Origin of the sequence: Pseudomonas sp. B6002, from assembly GCF_013385985.1 — a bacterium.
Classification (GTDB): domain Bacteria; phylum Pseudomonadota; class Gammaproteobacteria; order Pseudomonadales; family Pseudomonadaceae; genus Aquipseudomonas.
Genome location: NZ_JACAOY010000007.1, coordinates 198,875 through 214,169 on the forward strand (window position 1 = coordinate 198,875; position 15,295 = coordinate 214,169).

Here is a 15,295-nt window from a genome sequence, read left to right on the forward strand (position 1 = left end):
TCGGCGACAAGTCTAACAGAACTTGCCTACACGTAAGAGATATTTGCCACGCACTAAGTTTCAGTCTCGCCCGCAAATTTCTCACGTAATTTATCAAGAGCACGTTTGTAACGCATTTTTGTAGCACTCAAACCCATATGCATGATGTCAGCGATTTCCTGAAACTCCAGTTCTGCGACAAATCGTAGCACCAGAATTTCGCGGTCAATCGGGTTCACATGCACCAACCAGCGATCAAGTCCGCCCTTTTCCTCGGGTGCTGGCGCCTTCTCTTCAGACGCTTCCTCGAGGGGGTCAAGACTCAACGCGTCCATCAAGCGACGCTTTCGCCGTTCCTTGCGATACTGCGTGATGCACTCGTTGTACGTGATGCTATATAGCCATGTCTTGAACTTCGATTTGCCCTCGAAGTTCTTCAGGCCATACAGCACCTTGAGCATCACTTCCTGACAGACATCATCCGCATCTCTATCGTTCCCTAAATACCTTGAACAAACGTTGAACAGAGTGCGTTGATATCTGCGCATCAATTCTTCGTACGCGCGTGTTACGTGAAACAGCTCCGTGTGCGAGCGCGCGACCAACTCCTCATCAGAGAGCTCACGGGGGTCATAGCGCGTGGACAGCGTTTGGGCTTTATTCAAAACAAGTCGTGCCGACAGTCAGGTCAATGTCCGCTACAGCCCGGCTACCCGGGTTTGCGGCGGCGTACATTAGCAGGGTTTGCCGGGTTAGCGGCTACTGACCTGCTGCTCCAGGAGGATCCGGTTGGACAGCGACACCAGGTCGCCGTCATCGGTCAGCACCGTCGTCTTGACTGTGCCGATCTCCTCGATCTGTCCTTCGACCTCGCCTATACGCACCTGTTGCCCAACCTGATACAGCTCACGCACATAGATTCCCGCAAGAATCTGCCCGGCAATTTCCCGGCTTCCCAACCCCATGGCCAGCGCAACGGCCAGACCAACGGTAATCAAAACGATCACGATCACGTGGTTGAGCAGGTCAGTCTTGACCTCCAACTGGCTGATCGCGACCGAAATACTGATGATGATGACCAACCCCTGGGCAATTCGCCCAAGGCCGGCAGCATAGTCCAACCCCACGCCTTCAGCGGCGCCGCGCACCAGCCCATTGGCCAGTTGCGCCAGCAAAACACCTACCAGCAGTACCAGCGCGCCGCCGAAAACCTTCGGCAAATACAGTGCCAGCATGTCGAGCGTAGCTGAAACTCGCTCAAGTCCAAGGGATTGAGCCGCAGAAACCAGAAAAATAAGTAGAACGAACCAATAGACGATCTTGCCGATCAAGGTGGAAATCGGCACTTGCAGGCCGGCACGTCCCAGCAGCTTGGTCAGGCCGGTGCCTGCCATCAAGCGATCCAGGCCGAGTTTTGCAAGCAATTTGGACAGCAGGGTGTCGAGCAGCTTGGCCACGACAAAGCCCAGCAGTACCAGGACCAAGGCACCAAACAGGTTGGGAATGAAGTTCGCCACCTTGGTCCACAATGCGGTCATCGCGGTGACCAGGCTCTGGGTCCAGAGATCAAGTTCCATATTCAATCAGCCTTATCAGCAGTGCGAGCAAGAGGTTTACGACGGGACACCGGCGATACGTGGGCCGAACCATTGTTCAGGGCCATCATCAACGCCGGCAGCCAACGACCGAGCAGGCCGAACAGGTCACCCGCCCCTACCTGACGGTTGGCGGTTTTCAACACGCGGCCCAGGCAGGCATCGTCATCCCGGTTGGATGGCGAGGCATTGAGCATGTCACGCAAAGACTGTTCGAACGGATCGTGCATAAAGACCTCTCGCAAGTGATTTAAAAGACGAGGGTAAAATTCTTGGGGTCACATGGGACCTTTCCTACGTTCAGGTCATATTCAGGTCAAACCCAGCGTAATCGTCGAAAAAGCCACCATTGTCCGAGCGCAACTGCCACCATCATCAGGCAGGCAATCACGAATCCGTAGGGGCTGGCGGAGAACGGAATACCGCCCACATTGATGCCCAGCAAGCCGGTGAGAAAACTCATCGGCAGGAAGATCCCGGTAATGATGCCGAAGCGGTACATGGTGCGGTTCATGCGCACGCTCAAGCGCCGGTCTTCAGCCTCCAGCACAAGCCCCACGCGCTCCCGGGTCAATTCAAGCTCTTCCAGGTAGCGGGTCAGGCTGTTGTTCAATTCGTTCCAATAGTCGGCATCGTCGTCACAAAACCACGGCAATTTGATTCGCGTCAGCTGGGCAAAAATATCCCGCTGCGGCGCGAGGAATCGCTTCAGCCCAGCGGCTCGCCGACGGATCTGCAAAACGTTGCCATGCTCCGGGGTATACCGTTCGTCGGCATCGAGTTTTTCTTCTTCGGAATCGACGATTTCAGACAGCTCAGTGACCAGGTCCTGCACTTTATGGGTCAGGTACTGCGCCATATAAAGGATGAGTTCCGAAGCGGTTTTCGGCCCTTTGCCGTCCGCCAGCTGCACCAGCAGCTCGTCAGTGGCGCGCAAGGGGCGCAGACGCAGGGAAATCACACGATTGGCCGCCGCAAAGATCCGCACCGAGACCATGTCTTCCGGCTCGGCGCCCGGGTTGAGGTTGATCCCGCGCAGAAACAGCAGCAATTCGTCATCCGGCAGCGGCAACAAGCGCGGGCGGGTGTTTTCTTCCAGCAGCAGGTCACAGGCGAACTCGCTCAAGCCACTGGACCGGCGCAGCCAGGTCTGGGTCTGCGGATGGCTGCGATCCCAATGCAGCCACAGGCTTTCCTGCGGTTGCAGTTGCAGGTCGTCTAGCTCAGTCCGGGCAATCGAACGCGCGCCGCCTTTACCGTCCAGCACCAGGGCATGCACCAGCCCCCATTGCGCGTTTTCTTCCTCGAACATCCTCACCCCTTTGGTCTGCAGCGGTTTATTCAGGCATTTTCAGCGGGCTTGGCGACACGATCACGCCGTTATTGTCGGCATACACGTACTCACCCGGACGGAATGTCACGCCGGCAAAGGTCACGACCACGTTCAGGTCGCCAATGCCGCGCTTGTCGGTCTTCATCGGATGCGTCGCCAGTGCCTGCACCCCCAGGTCGGTCTGGGCAATGACATCAACATCGCGGATGCAACCGTAGATCACCATCCCTTCCCAGCCGTTTTTCGCGGCTTTCTCGGCGATCATGTCACCCAGCAACGCGCGGCGCAGGGAGCCGCCACCGTCCACCACCAGCACTTTGCCGGCGCCCGGCAGGTCGGCTTGCGACTTGACCAGGGAGTTGTCTTCGAAGCACTTGATGGTGACGATCTCGCCACCAAAGGAATCTCGGCCGCCGAAATTGCTGAACATCGGCTCAAGCACCTGCACCAGTTCAGGGTAGGCGTCGCACAGGTCGGGGGTCACGTAATGGTTCATTGAAAAATTCCTTTCTGGCAAAGAGGTGTCTTTCGAAAGAAGCGCCAGGCACAGCGGGGGCAGACCTTCCCATCCCCAACGACGCAACGCAATAGCCACTGCGCGACTGAATATGACCAGAAGCGTTTAACGCGTCATATCTTAGCCGCAACCACACACGAGTGAAACGCCCTTGGCAGAGCGCTTCGTCAAACCGTTGCCGCCACCTCCGATTGTGCCCCGAATAAAGGTGTCAGTGGATCTTTCAACCACTGCGCCACCAATGGCCAGACTTCGGCTTGGGCAGCCTTGCTGACGAGCATCTCCACATGGCCGAAATCCCCGGTAAACCCTTGCTGGCGACCCAGGCACAGGTATTGACGGTGCTCTGAACCGACTTGCTCGAACAACTTGCGACACGCCCAGTCCGGGTCTTGCTGGTCACCCGCAGCGCTCACCGCCAGCAGCGGCACATCGACCTCTGCCAAGCCTTTCCACCAATCGTTCTTGCCTTCGCCAAAGCGGCCAAACAGGCCGTTCCAGCGCATGGCCTCGATCATCACGCCGGCCGGTTCATCCTCCGGGCCGCGCTTGAGGCGTGAGCCGGACACCTCGCCAAAGCGCTTCAACAACAAGCGGCCCGTCCACTCCACCGGCGGCAGTTTCAACGGCCAATGGGTGCGGCTGACCTGGCTGCCAAACAACGCCACCGACGCCACTGCCGGCGCACCCAAGTGCTGCCCACCAAGGGCTGCTGCCAGGCTGATGCCGCCCAGGGAATGGCCGATCCAATGGGGCACCTGCGCACTTTGCTCGCGCACAAACGCGCCGATCGCCGGCAAATCGTAACGCGCGTAGTCGGCCACGCGGTTGCGGGCGTAGTCATGATTGCGCTTGGACAGGCCATGGCCGCGCATTTCCGGGATCCAGACATCAAACCCCAACCGCGCCAGGTAAGCGCCCAGGCCGATGCCTTTAGGCGAGTACCAGAAGCGCCGGTTGGAAAAACTGCCGTGCAATAAAATAACCGGGATGCCCCGGTTTTCCGGGACATCGGCCAGGCCCAAGCGGGTCACGGCCAACTCGACGGTACCGTCGGGGCTGTTACCGGGCTTGAGGCGGTACACATCTTCACTCAGGTCGCCACGACGTTCAGCGCTGATCAAGGCGACGGGAAACAGGTTGCTGCTGCTTTGCATAATGCTCTTGCACAAAAAAGGGCGGCGTCCGCAAGGATTCCCGCCCTGTACAGATAAGAATGCCGGTCACCCTGTGAGAGTGACCGGCACTTTTGACGTAACGACCTTAGACGGACGCTTGGCCTTCTGCCAGGAAGAACCAGGTCTCCAGCACGGAGTCGGGGTTCAGCGAGACGCTTTCGATGCCCTGCTCCATCAGCCATTTGGCCAGGTCAGGGTGGTCGGAAGGGCCTTGGCCGCAGATGCCGATGTACTTGCCGGCCTTGTTGCAGGCCTGGATGGCATTGGCCAGCAGCTTCTTGACCGCAGGGTTACGCTCGTCGAACAAGTGGGCAATGATCCCCGAGTCGCGGTCCAGGCCCAGGGTCAGCTGGGTCAGGTCGTTGGAGCCGATGGAGAAACCGTCGAAGAATTCCAGGAACTCTTCGGCCAGGATCGCGTTGGACGGCAGCTCGCACATCATGATCACGCGCAGGCCGTTTTCACCACGGGTCAGGCCATTTTCGGCCAGCAAGTCCACCACCTGGCTCGCCTCGCCCAGGGTGCGCACGAACGGCACCATGATCTCGACGTTGGTCAGGCCCATCTCGTTGCGCACGCGCTTGAGGGCACGGCACTCGAGTTCGAAGCAATCGCGGAACGATTCGCTGATGTAACGCGAAGCACCACGGAAGCCCAGCATCGGGTTTTCTTCTTCCGGCTCGTAGAGCTTGCCGCCGATCAGGTTGGCGTATTCGTTGGACTTGAAGTCCGACAGACGCACGATGACCTTTTTCGGGTAGAACGCCGCCGCCAGGGTGCTGATGCCTTCGACCAGTTTCTCGACATAGAAGCCGACAGGGTCGTTGTAGCCAGCAATGCGCTTGTCGACGCTTTCCTTGAGGTCCAGCGGCAGGCCGTCGTAGTTCAGCAAGGCCTTGGGGTGCACGCCGATCATGCGGTTGATGATGAACTCCAGGCGGGCCAGGCCCACACCGGCGTTCGGCAACTGTGCGAAATCAAAGGCGCGGTCCGGGTTGCCGACGTTCATCATGATCTTGAACGGCAGGTCCGGCATGGCATCGATGGAGTTTTGCTTGATATCAAAGCCCAACTCGCCTTCGAAGATGAAACCGGTGTCGCCTTCTGCGCAGGAGACGGTAACGCCCTGGCCATCTTTGAGCAGTTGGGTGGCGTTGCCGCAGCCCACGACCGCCGGGATGCCCAGTTCACGGGCGATGATCGCCGCGTGGCAAGTACGCCCGCCACGGTTGGTGACGATGGCGCTGGCGCGCTTCATCACCGGTTCCCAGTCCGGGTCGGTCATGTCGGAGACCAGTACGTCACCTGGCTGGACTTTGTCCATTTCGGACACGTCCTTGATGATCCGCACCTTGCCGGCGCCGATGCGCTGGCCAATGGCGCGACCTTCCACCAGCACGGTGCCGGTTTCTTTCAGCAGGTAGCGTTCCATGACGTTGGCCGAGGTGCGGCTCTTCACGGTTTCAGGACGGGCCTGCACGATGTACAGCTTGCCGTCGTCACCGTCCTTGGCCCATTCGATGTCCATCGGGCACTTGTAGTGCTTTTCGATGATCATCGCTTGCTTGGCCAATTCGCTGACTTCAGCGTCAGTCAGGCAGAAACGCGCGCGTTCGGCCTTGTCGACTTCAACGGTTTTTACCGAGCGACCGGCCTTGGCCTCGTCGCCGTAGATCATCTTGATTGCCTTGCTGCCCAGGTTACGGCGCAGGATGGCCGGGCGACCGGCCTCAAGGGTGTGCTTATGCACATAGAATTCGTCGGGGTTGACCGCGCCTTGTACGACGGTTTCGCCCAGGCCGTAGGCGCCGGTGATGAACACCACGTCACGGAAGCCCGATTCAGTATCCAGGGTGAACATCACGCCGGCCGTACCGGTTTCCGAACGCACCATGCGCTGCACACCAGCAGACAAGGCCACCAGCTTGTGGTCGAAACCCTGGTGTACGCGGTAGGAAATGGCGCGGTCGTTGAACAGCGAGGCGAACACTTCCTTAGCCGCACGGATGACGTTTTCCACACCGCGGATGTTGAGGAAGGTTTCCTGCTGGCCGGCGAAGGAGGCGTCCGGCAAGTCTTCGGCGGTGGCCGAAGAGCGCACGGCAACGGCCATGTCCGGGTTGCCAGCCGATAAAGTGGCGAAGGCGGTACGGATTTCTTCGTTGAGCTTCTCGGGGAACTCGGCTTCCATGATCCATTGGCGGATCTGGCTGCCGGTCTTGGCCAGGGCGTTGACGTCGTCGACGTCCAGGGCGTCCAGCGCGGCGTGGATCTGGGCGTTGAGGCCGCTCAGCTCGAGGAAGTCGCGGTAGGCCTGGGCCGTGGTGGCGAAACCACCGGGGACCGAGACCCCAGCGCCTGCAAGATTACTGATCATCTCGCCGAGGGATGCGTTCTTGCCCCCCACATGCTCTACATCATGGACGCCGAGCTTATCGAGGGAAACTACGTACTCTACCAAGGTGATCTCTCCACTTTCTGTGTTGGAAAAGCTCAGGACGCCGGCTGCTCAGTAGGAGCGTTCGCCAGCGTTTGTGGCCTGGACCTGGAAAATAAGTGAGAATGCGGCCCACTGCGGGACGGCAAAATCGCGCCTATCATATCCAAGATTCGTCATCAGCTTAAGGCCCAGGGCTCAAATGAAACGATCTGCTTTCTTTATCTCCGACGGCACCGGCATTACAGCCGAAACATTGGGTCAAAGCCTGCTCGCGCAGTTCGAAAACATTACCTTCGCCAAATTCACACGGCCCTATATCGACAGCGTGGATAAAGCGCGGGCCATGGTACAACAAATCAATCTGGCGGCCGAAAAAGACGGTTTTCGTCCGATCATTTTCGACACCATCGTCAACCAGGACATTCGTGAGATTCTCGCAACGTCGAATGGTTTCATGATCGACATCTTCTCCACGTTCCTGGCGCCACTGGAACAGGAGCTGAGCGAACACTCCTCCTACTCCGTAGGAAAGTCCCATTCCATTGGCCACAACTCCAACTATATGGAGCGGATCGAGGCGGTGAACTTCGCCCTCGACAACGACGACGGAGCCCGCACCCATTATTACGACAAGGCTGATTTGATCCTGGTGGGCGTGTCGCGCTGCGGCAAAACGCCCACCTGCCTGTACATGGCCATGCAGTTCGGTATTCGTGCGGCCAACTACCCGCTGACCGAAGACGACATGGAGCACCTGACGCTGCCATCGGCCCTGCGCTCGCACCGGCACAAGCTGTTTGGCCTGACCATCGACCCGGATCGCCTCACCTCCATTCGCAACGAACGCAAGCCCAACAGCCGCTACTCCAGCTACGCCCAGTGCGAATTCGAAGTGCGCGAAGTGGAAAATCTGTTCCGTCGCGAGAACATTGCGCACATCAATTCCACGCATTTTTCGGTGGAAGAGATTTCGGCGAAGATTTTGGTGGAGAAGGGTGTGGAGCGCAGGTTCAAATAATTATGTTGCCCGGGCTGGCCTCTTCGCAGGCAAGCCAGCTCCCACATTTGACTGCATTCCAGAGTTGGATCTCGGTCAAATGTGGGAGCGGGCTTGCTCGCGAAGAACGATAACGCGGTGAGCCTGTCGATTACAGGTGAAACCGCCCGCCCCCCTGCCCCAGCGCGGTGGCCAACGCATCAAACCCCGCCCGCAGCAACTGATCATCCCCGGACGTATTGCAGATGCTCGCCCGAATAAACTGCGGCACCGCCGTCTGCCCCACGGCAAATGCCTCGGCAGTGGCGATCAGGTAATTATTCTGCTTGAGCTCCGCCTCGATTTCCGACGCGCGCCAGGGCTCCGGCACTTCAATCCAGAAGTGCGGGCTGTTGAGGTGGGTGCGGTATTGCAGGCCGTTCAACAGGTCTTTCACCAATGCCTTGCGCCGGCTGATCTCATTGATCTGCTGGCGCAGCAGGTATTCCGCCGTGCCGTTTTCGATCCACTGGGTAGCCAGTTCGAGGGTCACCGGGGTGGCCATCCAGCACGTCGAGCGCAGCGCTGCCGAGATACGGCTGACCAGTGCCGGCGGCGCATGCACGTACCCCACGCGCAACCCGGCTGACACCGCCTTGCTCAAGCTGCTGATCAGAATCGTACGCTCGGGCGCGAAAAAGCTCAGGGGTGGCGGGCGATCCTCCACCAGCACCCCGTGGGCTTCGTCTTCCAATATCAGCAGGTTGTGCTCACGGCAGACCTTGGCCAGGGCCTCCCGACGCGGGATCGACAGCACTGCCGTGGTCGGGTTCTGGATGGTCGGTGTGCAGTACAGCGCCGACACCCGGTGATTGCGGCAAACCTCATCCAGCGCGCCCGGCAGCACGCCCTCTTCGTCCATCTCCAGGCCGATCAGGCGCACGCCGAGCATACGCGCAGCGGTGATCAACCCGGGGTAAGTCAGTTGTTCGGTGACCACCGTATCGCCCGCCCGCAACAACGCCATCATGGCGCACAACAAACCGTGCTGGCCGCCATTGACGCAGATGACCTGCTCGGGAATCGGGTGAAAGTCGCTCTGCACCAGCCACTGCGCGCCCGCCTCACGGTAGCGCGGCAAACCGGCGTCCGGGGTGTAGGCGCTGATGTCCTGGAGGAATTTGGCGTTGGTCGACAGGGTTTGGAAGCTCTGGGCCAGGAACACCGTTTCCTGACCCGGGATATGCATGTTGCGGCTCATGTCGAAGTATTGGCGCGGCTCCTCGCTGAAATTGCGAAAGCCTTCGTCGCGCTGGCGCTCCATCCCACGCTTGCGCACGAATGTGCCGTCACCCACCCGCGCCACCACCAACCCCAGGCGTTCCAGCTCGCCGTAGGCCCGGCTGATGGTGCCGATCGTCACACCCAGATTGTCGGAAAGCACCCGATGGGGCGGCAGTTTTCTTCCCGGTTCAATCAAGCCTTCGAGGATGCCCCGTTCCATGACATCGGACAGGCGCTTGTACTTCACGCCCTGCCCGCTGGACAACCCCTCACGCATAATTGACACCATGTCAATATTTGTTTTGACAGCCATCTTTCGCCCTAATAGTGTGCTTTTACGGGTTCAATCGCCGAATTTTACAACTCATTACAAGCTCAATATAGAGTTCAATTCCGGCTCAGGGAAGCAATAAACGATGCCAATGTCCGCCGTTCTCGAAAACACAACAAAAACAAATTCCCGGAAACAGTGGCTGGCTGGCCTCGTGACCAGTGTGATGTTTCTTATCGTGTGCCTGAGTTGGGGCACCACCTGGCTGGGCATCAAGATCGCCGTCGAAAGCGTGCCACCGCTGACGTCCGCAGGCTTGCGCTTCCTCATCGCCTTCCCGCTGTTTCTGTGTTTTGCCCTGGTGCGTCGCGAGCCGATCCTGTTTCCCCGTGAGAGCCGCTGGTTCTTCGTATTCGTGACCCTGTCCTACTTCAGCGTTCCCTATTACCTGCTCAACTACGGCGAGATGCATGTCTCGTCCGGCCTCACCGCCCTGCTGTTCAGCTGCATGCCGGTGTTCATCCTGATCTTCTCGGCGCTGTTCCTGCGCGAGCGCATCTACTTCTCCCAGGTCGTCGGCATCGGCATCGGTTTCGGCAGCCTCTACATGATCATCAAGAGCCAGGGCCTGCACCTGGACCACGCCGAGTTCTTCGGGGTGCTGGCAATCCTGACCGCCGCGATCATGCATGCCCTGTGCTACGTCATTACCAAGCAGAAAGGCAGCGCCATCAGCGTGATCACCTACAACACCCTGCCCATCGGCATCGCCGGGCTGATGCTGTTCGTGGCTGGCCTGTGGTTCGAAACCCCGGCCTTCGACACCATCACCCTGCGCTCCTGGAGTGCGCTGTTCTACCTGGGGCTGGTGGCGTCGGTCGGCGGGTTTATCGTGTACTTCATGCTGCTCAAGCGCCTGAGCCCGATCATCCTGTCGTTCGTGTTCATCATCTTCCCGGTGTTCGCGGTGATCATCGGCGCCTGGTACGAAGGCGTGGCGATTTCCCGTGACCTGATGCTGTACTCGGCCATCCTGCTGGCCGGTTTTGCGATCACCAAGTTGCCGATTGAAAAGCTCCTGGCCAAGAAACCTTGACCCCCTCACCACCACGCGAGAGAAACATGGACGTCCTCCGCCCAAAAGCCCTTGAACAGATCTACGCCCACGCCAACCGCAGTTACCCCGAGGAATGCTGCGGCTTCATCTTCGCCGACGGCAGCGTGTACCTGGGCAGCAATATCCAGAATGAGCTGCACCGCAAGAACCCCGAGATGTACCCGCGCAGCGCGGCCAACGGCTACACGTTTTCGGTGGCCGACACCCTGCTGATGAACAAGGCGTTTCGCAGCGACAACCCGGTGGTGGTGATCTACCACTCGCACCCGGATGTCGGCGCCTATTTCAGCGATGAAGACCAGGACAAGGCCTTATTCATGGGCGAACCGATCTACCCCGTCAGCTACCTGGTGGTGGACGTTCGCCAGGGCCAGACCCTGGGCTCAAAGCTGTTTGCCTGGGACGGCAGGCATTTCGCCCTCAACCCTTTCAACGACCTGCACACGGAGTTGTCCATGAACGCTGTCTCTTTCCCCGACATTCTGGTTCGCGTGGCCAAGCTGCCGGAATCGACCCTTGAGGGCACCGGATCGACATTGCGCGAAGTCATTGAAAACCTCTGCAGCAGTCACCCTCAGTTACGCCCGCACCTGTTCCACGAGAAGAACAACCAGCTCAAGGAACACTTCCTGTTCACCGCCGAGGAAGAACTGATCGGCGCCGACGATGCACTGCCGGAAAAAGCCCGGATCGAAGTGCTGCTCGCCACCTCGGGCGGCATGGACGTTGACGCGTTGAGTAATGAAGAGGTACAGCGCTACGTGCGCCACATCACCCTGCCCGGCGTTGGCCGCGAAGGCCAGTTGAACCTGAAGAAAGCCAAGGTGCTGATCATCGGCACCGGTGGCCTGGGCTCGCCCATCAGCCTGTACCTGGCGGCGGCCGGCGTCGGCACCCTGGGCCTGGTGGACTTCGACGTGGTGGAAAGCAGCAACCTGCAACGCCAGATCGTCCACGGCAACAGCACCCTGGGCCTGCCCAAAGTCGAGTCCGCCAAGGCGCGCCTGCAGGACCTCAACCGCCATATCCAGATCAACGCCCACGACACCGCCTTGAACGCTGACAATGCCCTGGAACTGGTGGGCGCCTACGACCTGGTGATCGACGGCACCGATAACTTCGACACCCGCTACCTCGTCAACGACGCCTGCGTACAGCTCGGCAAACCCTTGGTGTACGGCGCCATCTACCGCTTCGACGGGCAGATCAGCGTACTCAACTACAAAGGCGGGCCCTGCTATCGCTGCCTGTTTCCCTCGGCCCCTCCCGCCGAACTGGCGCCCAATTGCAGCGCCGGTGGCGTGATCGGCGTGCTGCCCGGCGTGGTCGGGATGATCCAGGCCACCGAGGCCATCAAGTTGCTGATTGGCATTGGCGAGCCGCTGTCCGGTCGCCTGATGCGCTTCGACGCACTGGCGATGAAGTTCAGCGAAATCCGCTTCAAGCGCCGCGCCGACTGCCCTTGCTGTTCCGCGCTGCGCCACAGCGAACCGTTCACGTCGGCGGTTTGCGCCGACGCCGTACCCGTCCAACCGTCCCTGGCCGAAGAGCGCTACATCAAGCCCCGCGTGCTCAAGCAATTGCTCGAGCACCCGCGCAGTGCAGACGTGCTGGTGGATGTGCGCGACGCCAGCGAACTGGAGGTGTGCAAATTGCCAGGGGTGGTGCACATCCCCTTGGCCGAGCTGGATGGGCAACTCGACAGCCTCAGCCGCGACAACACCCATTACCTGATCTGCTACGCCGGGACCCGCGCCGAGCAAGCCGCCAGCACCTTGCTGGCGGCCGGCTTCGCCAACACCAAGGTCTTGCAGGGTGGCATGAAGCACTGGGTGCGCGACGTCGAACCCGACATGCCGTTGTACTGACCCGAGGGCTGAGCAATGTTGCATAACTCGATTCTCGACGTGATCGGCCATACGCCGATCGTGCGCCTGGCACAGTTTTCCGAAGACCTCGGCATCGAGGTCTACGCCAAGCTCGAATCCCTTAACCCGGGCGGCAGCCACAAGGCGCGCGTCGCCCTGGGCATGATCCTCGACGCCGAGCGTCGCGGCGTGCTGATCCGTGATTCGGGGCAGACCATCATCGAACCCAGCGGCGGCAACACCGGCATCGGCCTGGTGATGGCCGGCAACGTGCTGGGCTACAAAGTGGTGCTGGTGATTCCCGACAACTACAGCCCCGAAAAACAGAAACTGCTGCGCCTGTACGGGGCCAAGGTGGTGCTGTCGGACAGCCGCCTGGGCAACAATTCCCACGGCGAAAAGTGCATGGAGCTGCAGCTGGAAAACCCCAGCTACGTGATGCTCAACCAGCAGCGCAACGGCGCCAACCCCCAGACCCACCGCGACACCACCGCGCCGGAGATCCTCCGTGCGTTCGGCGAACAGCGCGTGGACTACTTCGTCAGCGGCATCGGCACCGGGGGTCATATCACCGGCATCGGCGAAACCCTCAAGGCGGCCTGGCCGGCGCTGCGCGTGATGGGCGTGGAGCCGGAGGAATGCGACCTGCTGAAAAACCAGCACGCGCCGCACCATATCCAGGGCCTGTCGATCGGCCTGATCCCGAGCATTCTCAACGTGGATGTGCTCGACGGCATGCTCAAGGTGTCGCGCCAGGCATGCATCGACATGATGAAACGCATCATGCGCACCGACGCCATCAGCCTTGGCCTGTCCTCCGCCGCCAACATGGTTGCCATCGCCCAGTTGGCACCCGAACTGCCGCCTGAAACGGTGGTGCTGACCATGGTCTACGACAATGCCGACAGTTACCTGCCCAGTTTCGAATAACCGGTTTTCCAACCATTCAGAATGCGGGGGTGCCTCCATGGGGGGCTTTATCGACATGCAACAGCTGCACGATGAGCTGCTCACCCACCTCATCAAAACCCTGACGCCGACGCAGATGAAGCAGCTGGAACCACACCTGGCCCCGCTGATCCAGAATGCCGCCCAGGCCGTGGCCGAGGACCTGATCGCCTACGCCTACCGCGACCCGGCGTCACGCGGGCGCGGCGAGTTGATCCTGGAGTCCTACGCTTCATTTAAAGCCGTGCTGTTCTATCGCCTGGCGCACCTGGTGTGGAACTTCCCCGACCAGACCAACGGCGTGTTTTCGCGCATCGCCCTCAAGCTCAGTAACCAGGGCAAGGTGCTCTCCGGTGCCGAAATCCACCCGGCAGCCCGCATCGGTCGGCGCTTCGTGCTGGACCACGGCTACGGCACGGTGATCGGCGAGACCTGCGAGATCGGCAACGACTGCTACATCCTCTGCGGCGTCACCCTCGGCGCACGCGGCATCGCCAACAACCCGGATGGCAAGCGCCACCCGCGCCTGGGCAATAACGTCGAGGTCGGCTCCGGCGCCCGTGTGCTGGGCTATGTGCTGATTGGCGATAACGTGTTCATCAGCCCGTCCTGCGTGATCACCCAGGACGTGCCGGCGGGCACCAAGGTCAAGGTGGTCAACCAGATCCAGCTGCAAAAAAATGATGAATCGGACCACAGCAATTATTTGGGCGCCTTTGCCCTGGATGAGCGCTTGCACGTGGTAGGCGAGGTCAATGCCAGCCATAAAGTCACGGTGCTGGACGCCGACTTCCACCCCTTGCCGGGGTTGATGCTCGAACCCACGGTAAAAGAGCGCCATCACCTGCAATTTCGCCTGCGCCGCCTTGAATTCGGCAACCACCTGCCACGCCTGCCGCTGAACCTCAAAGTCAGCGGGCCGGAATTCGAAATCACCCTGCTCTCTCCCCCTGGCTTGAGCGCAATGGTGCGTCACCTGTTGCAAGCCAGCCCACTGATTGTCGGAGGTTGAACATGTCTGTGCACACCATGGAGACCCTGGCGCTGTTCGACAGCGCGCCCTACCAGAACACCTTCAGCGCCCGAGTGATTGCGGTCGGCGAGCACGGCATTGCCCTTGAGCACACGCTGTTCTACCCCACGGGTGGTGGCCAGCCAGGAGACACTGGCTACTTCACCCTGGCGGATGGCACGCGGGTCGAGGTGGTGGGAACGGTCCGCGACCCCGTGATGCGTTCGATCATCTGGCACCAGGTGGAACATTGCCCTGGGCAATTGACCGTTGGAGCACAGGTGGACGCGGGCCTGGACTGGGAGCGCCGCTACCAGCACATGAAGATGCACACTTGCCTGCACCTGTTGTGCTCACTGATCGATGCGCCGGTGACCGGTTGCAGCATCAGTGCCGACAAAGGCCGCCTGGATTTCGACCTGCCGGAAATGACACTCGACAAAGACAACCTCACCCACGACCTGAATGCGCTGATCCAGCAGGCTCACGCGGTCAACACCCTGTCGATGCCCGCCACGGAATACGCCACCCTGCTGCAGATCACACGCACCCAGGCGGTGGCACCGCCAGTGATCCAGGGTTCGGTACGGGTGATCGAAATTGCCGGGATCGATATCCAACCGTGCGGCGGCACCCACGTGGCCAACACCGAGGAAATCGGCCGGGTGTTCTGCGATAAGATCGAGAAGAAGAGCAAGCACAATCGTCGGGTGATCCTGCGCTTTGAGTGAGCGACCGAGGCTAGCGTGGGTGTTGCCCCACGCTAGCCAATACCCG

General features: G+C 60.1%; 14 protein-coding genes. 6 read left to right on the top strand and 8 right to left on the bottom strand.

What is annotated here, in order from left to right:
* Window positions 1–53: 53 nt before the first annotated feature.
* The 7 genes from sigX to ppsA all read right to left on the bottom strand — a co-directional run bounded on the left by sigX (window position 54) and on the right by ppsA (window position 7,063).
* Entirely contained in the window at window positions 54–644 is a 591-nt protein-coding gene (sigX, locus tag HX792_RS12160; protein WP_003193286.1) for an RNA polymerase sigma factor SigX, read from the bottom strand.
* Window positions 645–731: 87 nt separating this feature from the next.
* Complete coding sequence (locus HX792_RS12165; protein WP_122717981.1) at window positions 732–1,556, bottom strand: mechanosensitive ion channel domain-containing protein; 825 nt, start codon at window positions 1,554–1,556, stop codon at window positions 732–734.
* 2 nt (window positions 1,557–1,558) lie between these two features.
* Complete coding sequence (locus HX792_RS12170) at window positions 1,559–1,804, bottom strand: hypothetical protein (RefSeq protein ID WP_005790375.1); 246 nt, start codon at window positions 1,802–1,804, stop codon at window positions 1,559–1,561.
* Window positions 1,805–1,890: 86 nt separating this feature from the next.
* The gene (locus HX792_RS12175; protein ID WP_176996336.1) at window positions 1,891–2,886 is read right to left on the bottom strand and encodes a zinc transporter ZntB; all 996 of its coding nucleotides are present in this window, start codon (window positions 2,884–2,886) and stop codon (window positions 1,891–1,893) included.
* A 25-nt stretch (window positions 2,887–2,911) separates the two neighbouring features.
* On the bottom strand, window positions 2,912–3,403 hold the full coding sequence (gene rraA / locus HX792_RS12180) for a ribonuclease E activity regulator RraA (protein ID WP_176996337.1): 492 nt from the start codon (window positions 3,401–3,403) through the stop codon (window positions 2,912–2,914).
* A gap of 188 nt (window positions 3,404–3,591) precedes the next feature.
* On the bottom strand, window positions 3,592–4,581 hold the full coding sequence (locus HX792_RS12185) for an alpha/beta fold hydrolase (protein WP_176996338.1): 990 nt from the start codon (window positions 4,579–4,581) through the stop codon (window positions 3,592–3,594).
* 106 nt (window positions 4,582–4,687) lie between these two features.
* Window positions 4,688–7,063 (bottom strand): phosphoenolpyruvate synthase, encoded by a 2,376-nt coding sequence (gene ppsA / locus HX792_RS12190; protein WP_176996339.1) that lies wholly within the window; start codon window positions 7,061–7,063, stop codon window positions 4,688–4,690.
* Window positions 7,064–7,241: 178 nt separating this feature from the next.
* Between ppsA and HX792_RS12195 the strand changes: the two genes are divergently transcribed.
* Entirely contained in the window at window positions 7,242–8,060 is an 819-nt protein-coding gene (locus HX792_RS12195) for a pyruvate, water dikinase regulatory protein (protein WP_176996340.1), read from the top strand.
* Between the two features lie 130 nt (window positions 8,061–8,190).
* Here HX792_RS12195 and HX792_RS12200 read toward each other — a convergent pair whose 3' ends face one another.
* Complete coding sequence (locus HX792_RS12200; RefSeq protein WP_176996341.1) at window positions 8,191–9,615, bottom strand: PLP-dependent aminotransferase family protein; 1,425 nt, start codon at window positions 9,613–9,615, stop codon at window positions 8,191–8,193.
* 160 nt (window positions 9,616–9,775) lie between these two features.
* On the opposite strand from HX792_RS12200, the gene HX792_RS12205 reads away from it, so the two are divergent.
* Genes HX792_RS12205 through HX792_RS12225 form a run of 5 tightly spaced genes read left to right on the top strand, consistent with a single transcriptional unit; the run spans window position 9,776 to window position 15,249 of the window.
* Complete coding sequence (locus HX792_RS12205) at window positions 9,776–10,669, top strand: DMT family transporter (protein ID WP_176996383.1); 894 nt, start codon at window positions 9,776–9,778, stop codon at window positions 10,667–10,669.
* Between the two features lie 26 nt (window positions 10,670–10,695).
* Entirely contained in the window at window positions 10,696–12,558 is a 1,863-nt protein-coding gene (gene moeB / locus HX792_RS12210; RefSeq protein WP_176996342.1) for a molybdopterin-synthase adenylyltransferase MoeB, read from the top strand.
* A 15-nt stretch (window positions 12,559–12,573) separates the two neighbouring features.
* Complete coding sequence (locus tag HX792_RS12215) at window positions 12,574–13,488, top strand: PLP-dependent cysteine synthase family protein (protein ID WP_176996343.1); 915 nt, start codon at window positions 12,574–12,576, stop codon at window positions 13,486–13,488.
* Window positions 13,489–13,525: 37 nt separating this feature from the next.
* Window positions 13,526–14,518, top strand: coding sequence for a serine O-acetyltransferase (locus HX792_RS12220; protein WP_176996344.1), 993 nt, complete (start codon window positions 13,526–13,528; stop codon window positions 14,516–14,518).
* 2 nt (window positions 14,519–14,520) lie between these two features.
* Entirely contained in the window at window positions 14,521–15,249 is a 729-nt protein-coding gene (locus HX792_RS12225) for an alanyl-tRNA editing protein (protein ID WP_176996345.1), read from the top strand.
* Window positions 15,250–15,295: the final 46 nt, after the last annotated feature.

Excerpts from the sequence above, each read along its gene's own strand:
- HX792_RS12165 (WP_122717981.1), bottom strand. The coding sequence starts at position 1,556 with ATGGAACTTGATCTCTGGACCCAGAGCCTGGTCACCGCGATGACCGCA.
- HX792_RS12170 (WP_005790375.1), bottom strand. The coding sequence starts at position 1,804 with ATGCACGATCCGTTCGAACAGTCTTTGCGTGACATGCTCAATGCCTCG.
- HX792_RS12175 (WP_176996336.1), bottom strand. The coding sequence starts at position 2,886 with ATGTTCGAGGAAGAAAACGCGCAATGGGGGCTGGTGCATGCCCTGGTG.
- rraA (WP_176996337.1), bottom strand. The coding sequence starts at position 3,403 with ATGAACCATTACGTGACCCCCGACCTGTGCGACGCCTACCCTGAACTG.
- HX792_RS12185 (WP_176996338.1), bottom strand. The coding sequence starts at position 4,581 with ATGCAAAGCAGCAGCAACCTGTTTCCCGTCGCCTTGATCAGCGCTGAA.
- HX792_RS12195 (WP_176996340.1), top strand. The coding sequence starts at position 7,242 with ATGAAACGATCTGCTTTCTTTATCTCCGACGGCACCGGCATTACAGCC.
- HX792_RS12200 (WP_176996341.1), bottom strand. The coding sequence starts at position 9,615 with ATGGCTGTCAAAACAAATATTGACATGGTGTCAATTATGCGTGAGGGG.
- moeB (WP_176996342.1), top strand. The coding sequence starts at position 10,696 with ATGGACGTCCTCCGCCCAAAAGCCCTTGAACAGATCTACGCCCACGCC.
- HX792_RS12215 (WP_176996343.1), top strand. The coding sequence starts at position 12,574 with ATGTTGCATAACTCGATTCTCGACGTGATCGGCCATACGCCGATCGTG.
- HX792_RS12220 (WP_176996344.1), top strand. The coding sequence starts at position 13,526 with ATGGGGGGCTTTATCGACATGCAACAGCTGCACGATGAGCTGCTCACC.
- HX792_RS12225 (WP_176996345.1), top strand. The coding sequence starts at position 14,521 with ATGTCTGTGCACACCATGGAGACCCTGGCGCTGTTCGACAGCGCGCCC.